Origin of the sequence: Streptomyces sp. DH41, from assembly GCF_029813785.1 — a bacterium.
GTDB lineage: Bacteria > Actinomycetota > Actinomycetes > Streptomycetales > Streptomycetaceae > Streptomyces.
Genome location: NZ_JARVKY010000018.1, coordinates 176,353 through 194,754 on the forward strand (window position 1 = coordinate 176,353; position 18,402 = coordinate 194,754).

Below are 18,402 nucleotides of genomic sequence, written 5' to 3' on the forward strand. Positions count from 1 at the left end.
CAGCAGTGAACACCCCCGACCTTCCCCTCGCCTCCACCGGAGGCTGCGGCGACGGCTGCGCCTGCGGCGCGGACACCGACGAGGACGCCTTCATGGAGTGCGGACTCGACCCCGCGCTCGCGGCACTCATGCTGGACTCCGGACTCGACCCCGTGGAGGTCGAGGACCTCGCGAACCTCGCCATCCAGGAGGACCTGGCGGGCGGCGTGGACGTGACGACGGTCGCGACCATCCCCGAGGAGGCCGTGGCCACCGCCGACTTCACCGCGCGCGAGGCGGGCGTGGTGGCGGGCCTCAGGGTCGCCGAGGCGGTGATGTCGGTCGTCTGCACGGACGAGTTCGAGGTGGAACGCCACGTCGAGGACGGCGACCGCGTCGAAGCGGGCCAGAAGCTCCTCTCCGTCACCACCCGCACCCGCGACATCCTCACCGCCGAGCGCAGCGCGCTGAACCTCCTGTGCCGCCTGTCGGGCATCGCGACGGCCACGCGCGCGTGGGCGGACGTCCTGGACGGCACGAAGGCCAAGGTCCGCGACACCCGCAAGACCACCCCGGGCCTGCGCTCACTCGAGAAGTTCGCGGTCCGCTGCGGCGGCGGCGTCAACCACCGCATGTCCCTCTCGGACGCGGCCCTGGTCAAGGACAACCACGTGGTGGCCGCGGGCGGCGTGGCGGCGGCCTTCCAGGCCGTGCGCGAACGCTTCCCCGACGTCCCCATCGAGGTCGAGGTCGACACCCTGCACCAGCTGCGCGAGGTCGTGGACGCGGGCGCCGACCTGATCCTCCTGGACAACTTCACCCCGGACGAGTGCGAGGAGGCCGTCGCCCTGGTCGCCGGACGAGCCGCCCTGGAGGCGTCCGGCCGACTCGCCCTCACCAACGCCAAGGCGTACGCGGCCACGGGTGTCGACTACCTGGCCGTGGGCGCCCTCACCCACAGCTCCCCGATCCTGGACATCGGCCTTGACCTGCGAGCGGCGGAGTAGATCCCATGCTGCTGACGATCGACGTAGGCAACACACACACCGTCCTGGGTCTCTTCGACGGCGAGGACATCGTCGAACACTGGCGCATCTCCACGGACTCGCGCCGCACGGCCGACGAGCTGGCGGTCCTCCTCCAGGGCCTGATGGGCACGCACCCCCTCCTCGGCGACGAGCTGGGCGACGGCATCGACGGCATCGCCATCTGCGCGACGGTCCCCTCGGTCCTGCACGAACTGCGCGAGGTCACCCGCCGCTACTACGGCGACGTCCCCGCGGTCCTCGTCGAACCGGGCGTCAAGACGGGCGTCCCGATCCTCACCGACCACCCCAAGGAGGTCGGCGCCGACCGCATCATCAACGCGGTCGCCGCGGTGGAGCTCTACGGCGGCCCGGCGATCGTCGTGGACTTCGGTACGGCGACGACGTTCGACGCGGTCAGCGCGCGCGGGGAGTACATCGGCGGGGTCATCGCCCCCGGCATCGAGATCTCGGTCGAGGCGCTCGGCGTCAAGGGCGCCCAGCTCCGCAAGATCGAGGTGGCCCGGCCGCGCAGCGTGATCGGCAAGAACACGGTCGAGGCGATGCAGTCCGGGATCATCTACGGTTTCGCCGGCCAGGTCGACGGGGTCGTCAACCGCATGGCCCGCGAGCTGGCCGACGACCCGGACGACGTCACGGTCATCGCGACGGGCGGACTGGCGCCGATGGTGCTGGGGGAGTCCTCGGTCATCGACGAACACGAGCCGTGGCTGACGCTGATGGGACTGCGCCTGGTCTACGAGCGGAACGTGTCCCGCACGTAGGCGCCCGGGCGCGGACGTGTGCGGGCAGGCGCGGGGGTGGACGTTAGCGGGTAGGCGCGGGGGCGGGGCAGGAGCGGGCATCCGAGTGGCCTCCACGCCACGCCCGCCCCCTATGCCAGGTTTGTCTGATTAGCGCGTATCGTCGCCGCATGCCCACGCCCTACGGATCCCGCGGCGGCATGGCGTTCGGTGCGCAGGAGCTGCGTGTGCTCCGGCGCGCCCTCGCCGTCGCCCTGAACCCCAGCCCCGTCTCGGCGGAGGAGGCCCAGGACTGTCTCCGCCTCGCGCGTTCGCTCGACGAGGCGATGCGGGAAGGCGCCCGGCTACGTGCCTTCCTGGTGGCCGACCTCGCCCGGTACCGCGCCGCCCTCCCCGGCACGGTCACGGGCTATCTCGCGCTGCTGGGCGAGGCGCTGGGTGCCGGACACCGCCCGGACGCGGACGACCTCGCCGCCCTCGGAGCCCTGCGCGGCAACCCCGTCGCGGCCGCCCTTCTCGCCCGCTGCGGGCCCGCGGCGGCCACGACAGCCATGGGGACCGGAGCGGCCACCACCACGACGGCGGCCACGGCGTCCACCGCGGTCACTATCACTCTCCCCGCCGCGCGCACCCGCCTCCACGCTCTCCCGGGCGGCCAGCAGCCCGACAGGAAACCCGCACAGAAGCCCGCCCAGAAACCGGCCCCCCAACCCGCTCCCGCCGCCCCCAGGCGCCCCGTCCCCACCCCGGGCGAGGTCTTCCCGCCCCGCAGGCCGGCCCCGTCCGTTCCCGGCTCCCGGCACCACCTCGTCGCCGGCTGAGGCGGGCTGGCTACCCTGGTTCCATGGACTACGTCTCCGCGCTCCTGCCCCCGGCCGTCATGGCCGTGTTCTTCATCGGCGTGATCAGGGTGATCGTGAAGACCCAGGGCGGTGCCAACAAGGCCAAGGAGGACGCGGCCGTCGACGCCGCCCTCGCGCGAGCGGAGGGTGCCCGCCAGGCGCCCGCGCACCCCGAGGCCTGACCGCGCCGCCCCGCGACGGGCATCGGCACCCATCGCGTACGACTCCCCGCCCTCGAGGAGTCGTACGCCTTTTTGTGACCGTTTGCCCGTAAAAGTGCACGTCCGGCACGCGGTCGCCGGGATCTCCCACTATCGTTCGGAGCGTGCCTCGCCCATTGGGAGAACTCGAAGACGCGGTCATGACGAGGGTGTGGAAGTGGAACCGCCCCGTGACCGTTCGAGAAGTCCTGGAAGACCTGCAACAGGAACGGTCCATCGCGTACACCACCGTGATGACCGTTCTGGACAATCTCCATCAGAAGGGCTGGGTGCGCCGCGAGGCGGAAGGCCGGGCCTATCGATATGAGGCGGTCTCCACCCGCGCCGCCTACGCCGCCGCGCTGATGAACGACGCGTGGTCCCAGAGCGACAACCCCACCGCCGCCCTCATCGCGTTCTTCGGCATGATGAGCGAGGAACAGCGCGAGGCGCTCAGAGACGCCATCCGCATCGTGCAGGGACCGGAAACGTCCGCGCCCAACCCCGGCTCGTTGCCGGACGCGGGCGAGCGATAGCGTCCCCACATGTCAAAAGCCATCACCGTCCGGCGGGCCCGCACCAGCGATGTCCCCGACGTGCGCCGGCTCCTCGACGCGTACGTCCGTGACCGCATCCTGCTCGACAAAGCGATGGTGACGCTTTACGAGAGCATCCAGGAGTTCTGGATCGCCGAACGGGACGACAACGCCGAGGTGGTCGGCTGCGGTGCCCTGCATGTGATGTGGGAAGACCTCGCGGAAGTGCGGACTCTCGCGGTGAAGCCCGGCCTGAAGGGTGTCGGTGTCGGCCATCAGTTGCTGGAGAAGTTGCTGGAGACCGCGCGCTGGCTCGGTGTTCGACGCGTTTTCTGTCTGACCTTCGAAGTGGACTTCTTCGTCAAGCACGGCTTCGTGGAGATCGGGGAGACGCCGGTCGACACCGATGTCTACGCGGAGCTGCTCCGTTCCTATGACGAGGGTGTAGCGGAGTTCCTGGGTCTCGAACGAGTGAAACCGAACACCTTGGGCAACAGCCGGATGCTTCTGCATCTGTGATCGCCGGGCATCGGCAGGCATCCGCCGCTCTTCCCGGCCGTTCGTAGTCCTTGACGGTCCATCGCAACGGTCCATCGCGGTCCTTCGCAGCCCTTCGCCAGGTTTATTCCACTGACGGAGCGTTCGCGGGTTCCCTATGTCCGAAACGCGCATCTTTTCGGCCCCGAGCCGGACTGCCGGTCTCCACCGGGGGTTTGTGTTTTTCCGTCAAAAGCGGTTTGCTTTCCGACGTACTGCAGTACTGCATATAACAAGGGACGGCGATACGGCGGACGCCGGCGGATCTCCGTCCCTCACGTTATCGATGAAAGGAAATCCAGTGGCACAGAAGGTTCAGGTCCTTCTTGTCGACGACCTCGACGGCGGCGAGGCAGACGAGACCGTGACGTTCGCGCTGGACGGCAAGACCTACGAGATCGATCTCACCACCGCCAATGCGGACAAGCTCCGCGGGCTTCTCGACCCCTACCTGAAGGGCGGTCGTCGTACCGGGGGCCGCGCTTCGGGCGGACGCGGCAAGGCGCGCGCTTCTTCCGGTGGCAGCCAGGACACCGCGGCGATCCGCGCCTGGGCGAAGGAGAACGGCTGGGACGTGAACGACCGGGGCCGTGTTCCCGCGAAGGTTCGCGAGGCGTACGAGCAGGCCAACGGCTGATCACCCGTACCCGACCCGCGCCCCAGCCCCCGCCCCGGACGACCTCAGCGCGTCGCCGGGGAGAGTCGGGGGGATCGGGAGAACCGGGAAGGCGGGGAGAGCCGGACCCGGTGGCACTGAGTCGCCAGTGTGCGGACCAGCCGCGCGAGATCGGGGGCGGTTCCGGAGCCCCCCGTGGCCGACAGTGTCGGCAGCGAGGCCTCGACCCCGTACCCCGGCTCCGGGGGTCGCAGCCAGACGGCGGCCCCCTGCGGGCCGTCGCGACCCGGGGGACGCGGCGGCAGCCCGGCCGAGCCGGGCCCGGGAGGGATGGGTGCCTCCATGAGGCCGCCCGCACCGACCGCCGTCAGGTCGAGCGGCAGCGAGCCCCACTCCAGCCACTCCAGCAGCCCGGGCATTTCGTCCGCGCCGCCCGCCGCCACGAGCAGAAGCATCCGATCGCCCCGGACGGCCACCGGGAAACCGGGCCGCAGCGGGGCCGGACCGGACCGCTCCAGCCGCTCCAGTGCCGCGTGGCCGGCCTCGGCCGGGACGTCCAGGACGTCGAACCGGACACCCACGCGCAGCCGCGTCGGCGGCCCGGGCGTCGTCGGCCAGCCGAGCATGTCCTCGTACCACCACCGCACCCGCTCCCATGAGCACGAGCACGAGGGTGGCCACGAGCACGAGCACGAGCCGCCCGCTTCGAGCGGCCGGCGGGGGAACGGGACCGAGGGCGGGACGCCAGCCATGCCAAGCGCAACAGTCGCGAGAGCGTCAGAGTTACGCTGAGTACTGGATAGAACGCAGAGAGTGCCGGAAGTGGGGGCGCGCAGGGGTATGGGGAGGCGCAAGGTTGTTCGCCCGTAGCGGAGGGATCCGGTGTGCGCGGCATGGAGTGTCCGTCCCAGCGGGTAAGACATCCCTAGTGGGAGGGGGCGACACGCGGATCGGGCCGCCTCACGTTCGCCATCGGCGTACTGGCGACTGGGGTAAGTGCTTGGCCTGCGGGAACATCGTCTCGCACCATCGGGTTGTGGCAGATGTCGGCGTCAGGGGTCAGGAGGCCATCGACGGTGTCGGCAGTTGGAATGAGCGGTCCCCGCTTGCGGGACTAAGCTGCGGAAGGACAGGGAGGGGAAGTTCCCCTTACTGCCTGACCGCTCTGAGGAGCGATTAACGATGTTCGAGAGGTTCACCGACCGCGCGCGGCGGGTTGTCGTCCTGGCTCAGGAAGAAGCCCGGATGCTCAACCACAACTACATCGGCACCGAGCACATCCTCCTGGGCCTGATCCACGAGGGTGAGGGTGTCGCCGCCAAGGCCCTTGAGAGCCTCGGGATTTCGCTCGAGGCGGTCCGCCAGCAGGTGGAGGAGATCATCGGGCAGGGCCAGCAGGCTCCGTCGGGTCACATCCCCTTCACCCCCCGTGCCAAGAAGGTCCTGGAGCTGTCGCTCCGCGAGGCCCTCCAGCTGGGTCACAACTACATCGGCACGGAGCACATCCTGCTCGGCCTGATCCGTGAGGGCGAGGGCGTCGCCGCCCAGGTCCTGGTCAAGCTGGGTGCCGATCTCAACCGGGTGCGGCAGCAGGTCATCCAGCTGCTCTCCGGTTACCAGGGCAAGGAGACCGCCACCGCCGGCGGTCCTGCGGAGGGCACGCCCTCCACGTCCCTGGTCCTCGACCAGTTCGGCCGGAACCTCACCCAGGCCGCTCGTGAGTCCAAGCTCGACCCGGTCATCGGGCGCGAGAAGGAGATCGAGCGGGTCATGCAGGTGCTGTCCCGCCGCACCAAGAACAACCCGGTCCTCATCGGTGAGCCCGGCGTCGGCAAGACCGCCGTCGTCGAGGGCCTCGCGCAGGCCATCGTCAAGGGCGAGGTGCCCGAGACCCTCAAGGACAAGCACCTCTACACCCTGGACCTCGGCGCGCTGGTCGCCGGCTCCCGCTACCGCGGTGACTTCGAGGAGCGCCTGAAGAAGGTGCTCAAGGAGATCCGCACCCGCGGCGACATCATCCTGTTCATCGACGAGCTGCACACGCTGGTCGGTGCGGGTGCCGCCGAGGGCGCCATCGACGCCGCGAGCATCCTCAAGCCGATGCTGGCCCGCGGTGAGCTGCAGACCATCGGTGCGACCACGCTGGACGAGTACCGCAAGCACCTGGAGAAGGACGCGGCCCTCGAGCGCCGCTTCCAGCCGATCCAGGTCGCGGAGCCGTCGCTGCCGCACACGATCGAGATCCTCAAGGGTCTGCGCGACCGGTACGAGGCCCACCACCGCGTCTCCATCACGGACGAGGCCCTGGTCCAGGCGGCGACGCTCGCCGACCGCTACATCTCGGACCGCTTCCTGCCGGACAAGGCGATCGACCTGATCGACGAGGCCGGTTCCCGGATGCGCATCCGCCGGATGACCGCGCCGCCGGACCTGCGCGAGTTCGACGAGAAGATCGCCGGCGTCCGCCGCGACAAGGAGTCCGCGATCGACTCGCAGGACTTCGAGAAGGCCGCCTCCCTGCGCGACAAGGAGAAGCAGCTCCTCGCCGCCAAGGCCAAGCGGGAGAAGGAGTGGAAGGCCGGCGACATGGACGTCGTCGCCGAGGTCGACGGCGAGCTCATCGCCGAGGTCCTCGCCACGGCGACCGGCATCCCGGTGTTCAAGCTCACGGAGGAGGAGTCGTCCCGCCTGCTGCGCATGGAGGACGAGCTCCACAAGCGGGTCATCGGCCAGGTCGACGCCGTCAAGGCGCTGTCCAAGGCGATCCGCCGTACCCGTGCCGGCCTGAAGGACCCGAAGCGCCCCGGTGGCTCGTTCATCTTCGCCGGTCCGTCCGGTGTCGGTAAGACCGAGCTGTCCAAGGCGCTCGCCGAGTTCCTCTTCGGTGACGAGGACGCGCTGATCTCCCTCGACATGTCGGAGTTCAGCGAGAAGCACACGGTCTCCCGCCTCTTCGGTTCGCCCCCCGGCTACGTGGGCTACGAGGAGGGCGGTCAGCTGACGGAGAAGGTCCGCCGCAAGCCGTTCTCGGTCGTCCTCTTCGACGAGGTCGAGAAGGCCCACCCGGACATCTTCAACTCGCTGCTCCAGATCCTGGAGGACGGTCGCCTGACCGACTCCCAGGGCCGGGTCGTGGACTTCAAGAACACGGTCATCATCATGACGACCAACCTCGGCACCCGGGACATCTCCAAGGGCTTCAACCTCGGCTTCGCGGCCTCGGGTGACAAGAAGACCAACTACGAGCGCATGAAGAACAAGGTCCAGGACGAGCTCAAGCAGCACTTCCGGCCCGAGTTCCTCAACCGCGTCGACGACGTGGTCGTCTTCCCGCAGCTCAGCCAGGACGACATCCTGCGGATCGTCGACCTGATGATCGACAAGGTCGACGAGCGCCTCAAGGACCGGGACATGGGCATCGAGCTCTCCCCGTCCGCCAAGGAGCTGCTGTCCAAGAAGGGCTACGACCCGGTGCTGGGCGCGCGTCCGCTGCGTCGCACGATCCAGCGCGAGGTCGAGGACACGCTGTCGGAGAAGATCCTCTTCGGCGAGCTGCGTCCCGGTCACATCGTGGTCGTGGACACCGAGGGCGAGGGCGACGCCAAGACCTTCACCTTCCGGGGTGAGGAGAAGTCGGCGCTCCCCGACGTCCCGCCGATCGAGCAGGCGGCCGGCGGCGCCGGCCCGAACCTGAGCAAGGAGGCGTAGCCCTCCGGGGGTGCGCCTGGAAAGGGGCTGCCCGGGACTCCGGTCCCGGGCAGCCCCTTTCTGTGCTCAGGACCTGAGCAGTGTCACGTCCGCGTCGGGAAAGAGGGGCGTCAGCCGTTCGAGGTCGACGTGTGCGTCGGGAGCCGCCTGGAGCAGGACTTTCTGCATGCCGGGCAGGGGGGTCGGCCGTGAGAGGAAGGGCTCGTCGCCCCGAAGGCCGGTGAGTGTCAGGCCGGCCAGCCGCGGCAACCGAGCGATCTCGGCCCAGTCCGCCGCGTCGAACGACTCGGGAACCGCCACGTCGAGCAGCCTCAGCGTGCTCCAGGCGGACAGCCCGCGAAGCCCTGTGGTGTCGGTGCTTCCCGAGCCGAGCCACAGCACGTCCAAGGGCGCGGCTTGCGGCAGGGCATCGGTCAACCGAGTTCCGGGAAGCCGGTACGAGGACAGGCACAGAGTCCGCAGCGACCTCATTTCCCGCAGACCGGTGAGTTCCGGGCAGTGCGCGACCATCAGCTCCTCGATCGTCATGGGCAGCACGCCGAGGTCGAGTGCCGACGGACAGAGGAACAGGAAGAGGCTCCGCAGGGCCGTGAAGGCGGACAGCTCGTCCAAGTGGACGAGGGTGCTGTTGTCCGTGATCCTCAGCAGCTCGACGGCGTCGGGTTCCGCCGTGCAACCACGGATGGCGGCCGCGCTGTGCGGCCCGTCGCACTGCAGGGCGCTCCAGAGGCGCATCGCTGAGGCCGCCGCGAACTGCTCGCTCGTGTGGCAGGTCAGATGGAGCCCCCCGCGGTCGAGGTGATCCAGTACCTCCGCCGCGTACTCCCGCGCGTCGAACCGGCCCCACGTTCCCACGAGCTGCCGCCTCACATCGAGAGCCGCGTGCTTCCGGAACCGGCGCAGCACCGCGAGCGCACCGCTCGGCTCCTGCCCCGCCAGCAGCGAGGCCGTCACCGTCACCCCGTGCGCCTCCGCGTCCGTCAGCCCCTCCGGACCCGGCAACAACTCCAGCACCAGCGGTCCCGCCTCCGCCAACGCCTTCGCCTCCTCCTTCGACCCCGGCGGGATCAGCGCCCCCGCCCGCGCCTCCACCTCCGCCCGCACCGCCGGATCGAGCGCGGTCGCGTGCTCCAGGCACGCCAGCGCCAGCAGCGTCAACCGCGAGGTGTCCCGCGCCAGCAGCCGTCGCAGCAGCATCGCCCGCTCGCCGGGCCGGGCGTGGGCCACCGCCATGCGGATCACGTCCTCCCACTGGGTGTCGTCCGCCCGGCCCGCGATGACGTCGAGGTGCCCCTCCTCGACCGCGTACCGCGCCCCCAGGTAGTCCTGGAAGGTGCGGTGCACGAAGTCCAGGGTTCCTTCGCCGGGCCGCCGGAGCAGCCCGCTGCGCAGCACCAGCGCCCGCAGGACCGTCGCCGCGTCCCCCTGCCCCGCCGCGGAGGCGACCGACGGCAGCGCGCGCTCCACGATGCCTTCGGCCGTCTCGACCTCCATCTCCGTGCGCCCGCTCAGCACCAGCGCGTACGCCAGTCGCTGGAGCAGCTCCAGCTGCGCCTCCTCGCTCAGCTCGACCGCGGCCATGCCCCGCTCCCGGTCCCGGCGGGCGAGCAGCATCGCGAGGGCGGCGTCGTACAACTCCTTGCGGCCCGTGGGGAGGTAGCCCCGTCGCTCCCGGTGCAGGGCGCAGATGAGGCCGCACATCAGCGGGTTGGTGGCGAGACGGGCCAGGTCGCGCTTGGTGCGCAGGGCGTCGAGCAGTCTGCCCTCGTACTCGGGCGCCTGGGCGGCCGCGTGCCAGCGCCGCACGAAGGTCGCGACGTCGGCCTGGCGCATCGGGGTGAGCGCCAGTTCCCGGAAGCCCTCGGCGGTCAGCCAGTCGGGGCGTACGGCGGTGGGGCGGGAGGTGAGCAGCCAGCGGTTGCCGGGGAAGGCGCGGATCAGGGCGAGCAGCCAGTCGCGGGTGCGGTGCCGGTCGGCGGCGGGGATCTCGTCCAGACCGTCGACGAGGATCAGGCCCCGCCCGGCGCTCAGCACACGCTCCGCCCAACCCTCCGGTGGGGTGAGCGGGCAGCCCACGGCGGTGAGGAAGGCCGCCGGGGAGGGGAGGGTGCCCGCGCGGATCAGGGTGCGCAGGGGCAGGACGTACGGGATGCGGTCCCCGCTCCGCGCGGCGGTCACCGCCAGCCACTGCACGAGGGTCGTCTTGCCGGAGCCGGCGTCACCGCGCAGCAGTACGCGGTCGTGGGTGAGGAGGGCGTCCTCGGCAGGCAGACGGACGGTGCGTTCCGTCTCCGCGTACTCCCCCGGGAGGGCGGCGCGTTCCCCGTCGTCGGTCGCCTCCAGGTTCAGGTAGGCGACTTCGAGGGGCCAGCGGTCGGCGGAGTCGCGCAGGTCGATGCCGTAGATGGTGATGCTGTTGTGCTGCTCGGCGACGTAGGGCAGGTACCGGCGCTCGAACGCGGTGTCGCGGGCGTCGGGGCGCGGGGTGCGGACGATCAGTTCGTCGACCTTGGCGATCAGTTCGGCCTGTCCGCGGGCCTGCTCCACCAGCGTGCGGGCGACGAAGGTGGAGCGCCGGGTGAAGAACTCCAGGATGTGCAGGCAGGCCCACTCGGTCGCGGAGTCGAGGAAGTGGCAGGCGTCGGCGGACAGGGCGCCGAAGGCGCTGTCCCCCCGGTACCGCAACTGCTTGGCCAGCTCCCGGTGCCCCATCCGCACCGCCTGCACGTCGTCCATGTCCAGGTCGCCGAGGGCGAGCAGCCGGGCCGTCAGGGCGTCGGTGACGGCCTCCGTCTCGTCGCGCGGGAAGGGCGGCTCGCCGGGGGAGGCCAGGGACGCCTCGACCAACCGCCCCGCGAGCCTGCGCACCTCCGCCTCACCGAGGGTGCGCCGCTCGCCCCTGAAGGAGACCAGGCGGGTCAGCCGGACCGGCCTGTCGACCAGTCCGGCGCCGGGCCCGCCCGTGACGAACAGCTTCTTCACCAGCGGGGCGACCAGGCTGGACGCCAACTTCCCGCCGAGTACCGCCGGTTCCATGCGCCACCCCCGTGGTCGATCGACGAGGGAAGCCTATCGAGGGTCAGGACAGCTGACCGTCGTAGTCCGGGAGCTTGAACGCCTTCTCGGCGTGGCCGCCGGACACGTCGGTGGCGCTGTTGCCGATGTTCGCGATGATCGTGTAGCCCTTCGACTCGATCTCGGCGCGCTGCTCGGTCTTGTACTCGGCGACGTCGCGGAACAGGTCGAGGAAGCCGCGGACGTACAGGCCGGAGGACTCGTAGCCGGCGTGGGCGAGGTTCCACTCGGTGGGCGCCTCGATGATGCCCGGGCGGGCGGTCACGAAGAACAGGGCGACGCCGTGCTCCTGGGCGTACTGGGCGGCCTCCAGGACGGGCCGGTTGGCGGGCTGCGGGTAGCTGAAGCCGAAGTCGGTCTCCAGGGAGGTGTTGTCGATGTCGAGGACGATCGCCTGCTTCTCGCCGGGGGCCGAGTCGGCGATCCGCTCCTTCAGGTAGGGCAGGGCCTTGTCCATCACGGCCCGGCAGTCCTTCTGCCAGGTGTCGTAGTCGACGTCCGCCGCTGCCGCTGCGGCGGTCACCGTGGCGTGCGGCGTCTCGGCCGGGGCGGCGACGGCGGGCGTGACCGTCGCGGCGAGCGCCGCCGCCGTGGCGGCGGCCGTGCCCGTCGCCCGCTTCCAGGTACGCCGGGTCTGTCTGGTCTGTCCGTTCTGACCGGTCATGGGGGGTGGGGTCCTCTCATGCCTGCGCGGATGCCTGACGGCAACAAAGTTGTCGCGTGCATGCTTGCGCCAACAAGTGGCCGGACGGCAACGATTAGGTTACTGGGTAGTAGTCGGCCGTCCGGCCTGCGGTCACGCCGTGATTTCCACCCCGTCCGGCACCTTCCGCACCCGGGGCAGGCGCGGGTTGACCCGCAGTACCCGCAGCCGGGGGAAGCCGGACAGCCACGAGAGGTCCGTGTCGGGAAGCTCCGCGTTGAGCCAGAGGTGGGTCAGCTGACCGGGGTCCAGGCCCGCCAGCAGTTCCTCGGCCCGCATCACGCCGGCCACCTGGATGCGCGGGCGTCCGCCCAGCTCACGCAGTGCCGCCAGCTCGGCGGTGTCGGCGACGGGGAAGTGGAGGCCGTCCGGGTCGAGATGGGCGATGATCTCTTCTGCGTACCGCTCGGTGTCGAAGTGGCGCCATCCCCGCGCGAGTTCGGTGCGCACCGACAGAGCGGAGCGGGACCGCAGACGGACCAGGTAGTCGATGGCGGCGTCGTCCTGGACACGGGTCGCGGTGATGGCGAGCAGCAGCGCCTGCCGGTCGTCGGGGACCTGGCCGGGGTCCGGCAGCAGCTCCAGGACGATGGGGCCGACCCAGCCCAGCCCCCGGGCGGCCGGCTCGGTCGTCGGGCGCACCAGGTTCTTCGTGCGCTCGTGGACGAGCCGCTGGACGGCCGGGTCGAGTTCGGTGACGTGGTCCAGGCAGGCCGCGGCCATCAGCCGGCGGTGGTTGATCTGCGGGCGGCGCAGTCCGGGCGCCGCCGCGAGCAGCCGCTCCAGGAACTCGGCACACTCCTCCGGGCGGGCGTGGGCGGCGGCCATGCGGATGACCTCTTCCCACTCGGACTGGTGGGCGTGGTCCACCAGCGTGGGGAACCGGCCGCGCGCCACGATCTCCTTGGCGGCCAGGTAGTCCTGGAAGGTGCGGTGGACGAAGTCGACCGACTCTCCCGACCGTTCGCGCAGCAGGCCGGTGCGGTGCAGCAGATGACGGTAGATCTTCGCGCCGTCCCCCTGCGCACGGGCGGCGGGCATGGCCGGCAGCGCGGCGTCCAGGATGCCGACCGCGCGCTCGCTCGTCAGCTCGGAGGCGTCCTCCTCCAGCATGGCGTGGGCCAGCTTCTGCAGCAGCCGCTCCCGGGTGCTCTGCTGGAGCCGCACGTCATCGGCGTACAGCACGTCCCGCTCGGGGTCGCGGCGCTGGAGCAGCATCTCCAGGGCGGCGTCGTAGAGCTCCTTGCGGCCGCTGGGGAGGGAGCCGGCGCGGTCCCGGTTCAGGGCGCATATCAGGCCGCACATCAGGGGGTTGGTGGCGAGCTGGCGCAGCTCGCGGTAGATCCGTACGGAGTGCAGCAGCCGCTGCTCGTACTCGTCCAGCGTGCCCCGTTCCCGCGGCCCGGTCGAGCGGCTCCGTTCGTCGAGCCGGGCCGCCGAGTGCCAGTCCCGGATGAACCGTGTCACCTGGTCCCGCGACATGGGCGCGAGGGACAGCTCGACGAAGTCCTCCTCGGCCAGTCCGCCTCCCGAGAGCCAGCCGTCCGACACGGCGGAGGGCCGGGAGGTGACCAGGCAGCCGTTGCCGGAGAAGACGCGCAGCAGCCGGCGGAGCCGGTCGCGCAGTTCGCCGCGGGTCTTCTCCGGCGCCTCGTCGATGCCGTCGACCAGCAGCAGGGCACGGCCGGAGAGCAGGGTGCGCACGACCCAGCCCTCCGGCGCCCGGTCGGCGAGCGGGTGCCGGACCGCGTGCAGGAAGTCGTCCGGGGCCGGGAAGCCCTCCCGGGCGAAGCGGCGTACGGGCAGGATGAAGGGGACCCGGGAACCCTGGCGGGCGGCGGCCACGGCCAGCCACTGGACCAGGGTCGTCTTGCCGGAGCCCGCGCCGCCGCGCAGCAGCACCCGTTCGTGGTCCTCCAGGGCGCGGTCCGCGAGCAGGACGGTGCGCTGCTCGTCCGCCACGCCGGCCACGCCGCCGCTGCGCTCCTCCGCCTCCAGGCTCAGGTAGGTCTCTTCCAGCGGCCAACGGTCGGGCGCGTTGGGGAAGTCCACGCCGACGATGGTCAGCCAGCCGTGCCGCCGGGCCACCCACTGGGCGTACTCGGCCTCGAACGCCGCGTCCTCCTCGGAGCGTTCGGGCTGCCGGGCCGCCGCCTCGGCGTCGCCCAGGTCGACCAGCTGGGCGATCCGGCCGGCCCGTCCGGCCAGGTGGCGCTGGAGGTAGGGCGAGCGCCGCACCAGATGGTGCAGGAGGTGCAGGCACACGGAGACCAGCAGCGCGTCGTGGAACCAGGCGGCGTCGGGAGACAGTTCCCGGTCCGCACCCTGCACCGCACCCCGCAGGCGCCGCGCGTAGTCCTGCGGCCCGAGCCGCACGGCGTCGGCGTCGGTGACGTCGACCTCGGCGATCGCGAGCAGGGTGCGGGCCAGGACGTCGACGACCGGGGCCAGTTCGGCGGTGGGCGCGGCGTGCCGCTCGGCGGCGAGGTGGACCAGGTCGGCTGCGGTGCGGTGGACGTCGTCCGGGGTGGCCGGGGCGTCCGGACCGCGCCAGGTGACGAGGCCGGGGACCGGTTCGGGGAACACGGGCGGCCGGGCGGGGGCCCGGAAGAGTCTGCGGACGAGGGGGGCGGCGAGGTGGGAGGGGGTGCGGACGACGGCATCCATGTAGGTGGGTTACCCCTGTGGTCGGGAGGACAAGTCGAACGGAACGACCTGGACGTCCACGCCGACCGGCACCTGCCGGGTCACGGCCGGGTCCGTGTCGGTCAGCACGGAGACGGTGCGCAGACCGGGGAAGGCCGAGAGCCAGGCCAGCCCCTCCACCGGATGCGCCGCCTCCAGCGTCAGGTGGACGAGGCGTTCCGCGACGATCAGTTCGGTCAGGTCGTCGACCCGGTACGCGCCGTGGACGAGGATCTGTTCCCAGCCGCCGAGCGAGCGGAGCGTGCGCAGGTCGTCGACCGTGGACACGTCGACGGACCACTGCCGGGGCAGATGGGCGAGGATCTCGCGGGCGTACTGGTCCCGGTCGAACAGGTGCCAGGCGGCGGCGAGGTGCTGCTGTACCTCGGGATCGGGGTGCTCGCGGAAACGGCACAGGAACCGCAGTGCCGCCTCGCTGCCCACGCAGGCCGCCGTGTACACCACCCGGGTCGCCGTGTGGTGATCGATCTCCTCCGGCCCCGGCAGCAGTCCCAGCACCAGGTCGCCCCCGGCGCGCGCCACCTCCCGCGCCGCCTCGAAGTCCACCGGCGGGATGTGCGCCCGCAGACCGTCCTCCACCCGCCGGCGCACCTCGGGATCGACCTCCGCCACGTAGCGGAGTCCGGCGGCCGCCAGCAGGGTGCCGCGCGCGTGGCCCGAGTCCGCCAGCCGGCGCAGTATGTACTCCGCCTCCCTGGGCCGGGCGTGCGCGAGGGCGAGCAGGATCACGTCCTCCCAGTCATCCATCTCCGCGTGGTTGACCAGCAGGTCGAAGTCCATTTCCTGCACGGCCAGCCGGGCGCCGAGATAGTCCTGGAAGGTGCGGTGGAGGAAGTCCACCCGGCCCTCGGCGGGCTCGCGCAGCAGTCCCGAGCGCAGCAGCAGGGCGCGGTAGACCTCCTCGTCGCCGCTGCTCGCCAGGTTCAGCGCGGGCAGCGCACGGCCGATGATCTGGAGGGCCTCGGCCCGGTCCATCTCCTGGCGGCCGTTGCGGATCAGCCACCAGGCCAGTTTCTGCAGCAGCTGCACCTGGACCGCGTACGGCAGCCGCGCCCCGGCGGGGTCGTGTAGCTCCCGCTCCCGGTCCCGGCGCTCCAGGAGCATGGTCAGAGCGGCCTCGTACAGGGACCTGCGGTCCTGCGGTAGGAAGCCCCGCCGGTCGCGGTGCAGGGCGCAGAGCATGCCGCACATGAGCGGATTGGTGGCCAGCCGGTTCAGTTCGGACGTGGCCCGCACGGACCGCAGCAGCGACTCGCCGACCGACTCCGGCGCGCCGGCGGCGCGGTGCCAGCGGCGTACGAAGGTGGCGACGTCGTCCTGTGACATCCGGGCCAGGACGCGCTCGCCGAAGCCCTCGGCGGCCAGCCAGTCCTCCGGCACGGCCGAAGGGCGCGAGGTGACCAGCCACAGGTTCCCGGGGAAGGCCCGCACCAGCTCGCGCAGCCAGCGCCGGGCGGCGGCGCGGCGGTCGTCGGCGATCTCGTCGATGCCGTCGACCAGCAGCACCCCGCGCCGGGCCCGCAGCACCCGCTCCACCCACCCCGGAGGCTGCTCCCCGGCGACCGGGCAGCCGACCGCCCGCAGGAAGTCGCCGGGAAAGGGCAGCTCGGCCCCGGGCCGGACGATCCGGCGCATCGGCAGCACGAACGGCACCCGCCCGATGAGGTGGGGCAGCCCGTGGCGGTAGGCGCGGTCGGCGACGGTGACCGCCAGCCACTGCACGAGGGTGGTCTTGCCGGAACCGGCGACACCGCGCAGGAACACCTGGTCCCGGCTGGCGATCACCTTCTCGGCGGCCACGGTCAGGGACTCCGCGTCCCGGCGGCCGCCACCGTCCCGTCCGGCCCGCGGCCGGGTCGCCTCCAGGCTCAGGTAGGCCGTGTCCAGCGGCCACTCCCGGGTCCCGGCGTCCAGCCCGTAGATGGTGAGCGTGCCGTACCGGGCCGCGATGTGGTCCGCGTAACGCTCCTCGAACCCGGCGTCCTCGGCCGACTGGGACGGCAGCCGTTCCAGCAGTACGTCGACGGCCTGGACGAGCCGGGCCAGCTGCTGTGTCTGGACGGTCTGCTGACGCGCGACATAGGTGGAGCGCTGGGTGAGGAAGTTCAAGATGTGCAGGGAGGCGGTGTGCAGCAGCCGCTCGTACAGCAGCAGGCCGTCCGCGCCGAGCCCGTACGGGGCCAGCCGCACGTTCGCGCGCAGCTCGCGGGCGAAGCGCTCCGGCCCGAGCCCGACGGCCTCGTAGTCCTCGACGGTGATCTCGCCGAGCCGGGCGAGGGTGCGGGCCAGGGCGTCCTTGACGGCCGTCGCCTCGGCGGCGTCGACGGGTTCCTCTCCCGGGCCCGCCGCCTTCAGCGCCCTGCGGACCAGCTCTCCGGCGACCTTGTCGACGTCCTCGGGCGTGACGCTCCGCTTCTCACCGCGGAAGGACACCAGCGCCGATATCCGCACCGGGCGGTCCACGAGAGCGGCCCCCGGCCCGTCCCGGACGAAGAGCCTGCGGACGAGCGGTGCGACCGCGCCGGACGCGACACGGGCCCCGAGTGCTGTGACGTCGACCATGCTCCGAGCCTAGGTGAACGCCCTTGTGGGAGTGGTGGGTTAACCGGGACGGGAGTAGCCCCCGTCACAATCCGGGGCCCTTCGATCATGGCCGCCGGTGACGTGCCGCACAGGCCGTTTGCCCTGTACTACGAGGAATAGTGGAGGTCGCAAGAACTACGAAAACGGACATAGCGGTGCGCGGGGACGGCCGATTTGCGGGCCTCTGAGCTGGTTTTGTCCAGAATGGGAGCTCTGTCGAGAGTCGAGAAGTATCGTGCTGAAGTACTAAATAACGTCGTAGGTCACACCTTTGTGCGGTTCGGGGGCCCCGGGTTACCAATGTGGAGCCAGCCCGGTGAGCGCCTCTGCGTCACGCCGGAAAGGCATCCCTCTGTTCCCGTCCCCATGAGGTTCGAATGTTCCCGCGTGTCACGTCCCGTTCTTCCCGTACGACCATCCGCACCCGCGCCGCGGTGATGGCCGCCGGCCTCGGAGCCTCGGTCGCACTGGGAGCCGGGGTCGCGGCCGCCACCGGCACCCCGGCGGCCAGTAACTCCACCGCCGCGAGCGCCGTCGAGGCCCAGGCCGCGGCGCAGGCCAAGGCGGCGAAGGCCGGCGCGAGCACCGTCGACGCCAAGAAGACTGCCACCAAGAAGAAGGCCGCCTCCTGGGTGGACCCGGTCAAGCAGTACAAGCTCACCGCGAGCTTCGCCCAGAACGGCGGCATGTGGGCGAGCAAGCACAGCGGCCAGGACTTCGCCGTGCCGATCGGCACCAACGTCGTCGCCGCGCACGGCGGCACCGTCGTCAAGGCCGGCGGCAACGGCGCCGGTGACGGCCCCGCCTACGGCAACGCGATCGTGATCAAGCACGGCAACGGCACGTACTCCCAGTACGCGCACCTGTCCAAGATCAACGTGAAGGCCGGCCAGGTCGTGAAGACCGGCCAGTCCATCGCCAAGTCCGGCAACACCGGTAACTCCAGCGGCCCGCACCTGCACTTCGAGATCCGTACGACCGCGAACTACGGTTCGGCCGTCGACCCGGTCTCCTTCCTGCGGGGCAAGGGCGTGACCGTCTAAGGAACATCCAGGCCAGGCCAGGCCAGGCCAGGCCAGGCCAGGCCAGGCCCGGCCAGGACTGAGTCCGGGGCGCGGGGGGCTACAC

Annotated in this window: 14 protein-coding genes; 9 read left to right on the forward strand and 5 right to left on the reverse strand. The window is 71.2% G+C overall.

The genetic code is table 11. The features are described 5' to 3' along the window. Nucleotides 1-5 precede the first annotated feature (5 nt). The 7 genes from nadC to QC283_RS27030 all read left to right on the forward strand — a co-directional run bounded on the left by nadC (nucleotide 6) and on the right by QC283_RS27030 (nucleotide 4,520). Nucleotides 6-986 (forward strand): carboxylating nicotinate-nucleotide diphosphorylase, encoded by a 981-nt coding sequence (gene nadC, locus QC283_RS27000; protein ID WP_279564313.1) that lies wholly within the window; start codon nucleotides 6-8, stop codon nucleotides 984-986. A 5-nt stretch (nucleotides 987-991) separates the two neighbouring features. Next, nucleotides 992-1,789, forward strand: coding sequence for a type III pantothenate kinase (locus tag QC283_RS27005; RefSeq protein ID WP_279564287.1), 798 nt, complete (start codon nucleotides 992-994; stop codon nucleotides 1,787-1,789). 149 nt (nucleotides 1,790-1,938) lie between these two features. Beyond that, nucleotides 1,939-2,589, forward strand: a complete 651-nt coding sequence (locus QC283_RS27010; protein ID WP_279564288.1) for a hypothetical protein — start codon at nucleotides 1,939-1,941, stop codon at nucleotides 2,587-2,589. Between the two features lie 23 nt (nucleotides 2,590-2,612). Continuing rightward, nucleotides 2,613-2,792: a hypothetical protein gene (locus QC283_RS27015; protein ID WP_279564289.1), complete on the forward strand. Its 180-nt coding sequence runs from the start codon at nucleotides 2,613-2,615 to the stop codon at nucleotides 2,790-2,792. A gap of 155 nt (nucleotides 2,793-2,947) precedes the next feature. Continuing rightward, the gene (locus tag QC283_RS27020; protein ID WP_383524554.1) at nucleotides 2,948-3,346 is read left to right on the forward strand and encodes a BlaI/MecI/CopY family transcriptional regulator; all 399 of its coding nucleotides are present in this window, start codon (nucleotides 2,948-2,950) and stop codon (nucleotides 3,344-3,346) included. Between the two features lie 9 nt (nucleotides 3,347-3,355). Beyond that, nucleotides 3,356-3,865, forward strand: coding sequence for an amino-acid N-acetyltransferase (locus QC283_RS27025; RefSeq protein ID WP_279564291.1), 510 nt, complete (start codon nucleotides 3,356-3,358; stop codon nucleotides 3,863-3,865). 319 nt (nucleotides 3,866-4,184) lie between these two features. Then, nucleotides 4,185-4,520 carry a histone-like nucleoid-structuring protein Lsr2 gene (locus QC283_RS27030; protein WP_279564292.1) on the forward strand — a complete coding sequence of 112 codons (336 nt, stop codon included), beginning with the start codon at nucleotides 4,185-4,187 and terminating at the stop codon, nucleotides 4,518-4,520. Between the two features lie 44 nt (nucleotides 4,521-4,564). Here the strand turns inward: QC283_RS27030 and QC283_RS27035 are convergent, their stop codons facing one another. Continuing rightward, the gene (locus QC283_RS27035) at nucleotides 4,565-5,251 is read right to left on the reverse strand and encodes an SCO3374 family protein (protein ID WP_279564293.1); all 687 of its coding nucleotides are present in this window, start codon (nucleotides 5,249-5,251) and stop codon (nucleotides 4,565-4,567) included. 430 nt (nucleotides 5,252-5,681) lie between these two features. Between QC283_RS27035 and QC283_RS27040 the strand changes: the two genes are divergently transcribed. Next, nucleotides 5,682-8,207 (forward strand): ATP-dependent Clp protease ATP-binding subunit, encoded by a 2,526-nt coding sequence (locus tag QC283_RS27040; RefSeq protein WP_279564294.1) that lies wholly within the window; start codon nucleotides 5,682-5,684, stop codon nucleotides 8,205-8,207. 66 nt (nucleotides 8,208-8,273) lie between these two features. Here QC283_RS27040 and QC283_RS27045 read toward each other — a convergent pair whose 3' ends face one another. The 4 genes from QC283_RS27045 to QC283_RS27060 form a co-directional block, all read right to left on the reverse strand. Further along, on the reverse strand, nucleotides 8,274-11,243 hold the full coding sequence (locus QC283_RS27045; RefSeq protein ID WP_279564295.1) for an NACHT domain-containing protein: 2,970 nt from the start codon (nucleotides 11,241-11,243) through the stop codon (nucleotides 8,274-8,276). Between the two features lie 43 nt (nucleotides 11,244-11,286). Beyond that, on the reverse strand, nucleotides 11,287-11,946 hold the full coding sequence (locus QC283_RS27050) for an HAD family acid phosphatase (RefSeq protein WP_279564296.1): 660 nt from the start codon (nucleotides 11,944-11,946) through the stop codon (nucleotides 11,287-11,289). Nucleotides 11,947-12,078: 132 nt separating this feature from the next. Next, entirely contained in the window at nucleotides 12,079-14,652 is a 2,574-nt protein-coding gene (locus tag QC283_RS27055; protein ID WP_279564297.1) for an NACHT domain-containing protein, read from the reverse strand. A gap of 9 nt (nucleotides 14,653-14,661) precedes the next feature. After that, the gene (locus QC283_RS27060) at nucleotides 14,662-17,253 is read right to left on the reverse strand and encodes an NACHT domain-containing protein (RefSeq protein WP_279564298.1); all 2,592 of its coding nucleotides are present in this window, start codon (nucleotides 17,251-17,253) and stop codon (nucleotides 14,662-14,664) included. Nucleotides 17,254-17,651: 398 nt separating this feature from the next. Here QC283_RS27060 and QC283_RS27065 point away from each other — a divergent pair, with 398 nt between their 5' ends. Next, nucleotides 17,652-18,317, forward strand: coding sequence for a M23 family metallopeptidase (locus QC283_RS27065; protein ID WP_279564299.1), 666 nt, complete (start codon nucleotides 17,652-17,654; stop codon nucleotides 18,315-18,317). The last annotated feature ends 85 nt before the right edge of the window (nucleotides 18,318-18,402 follow it).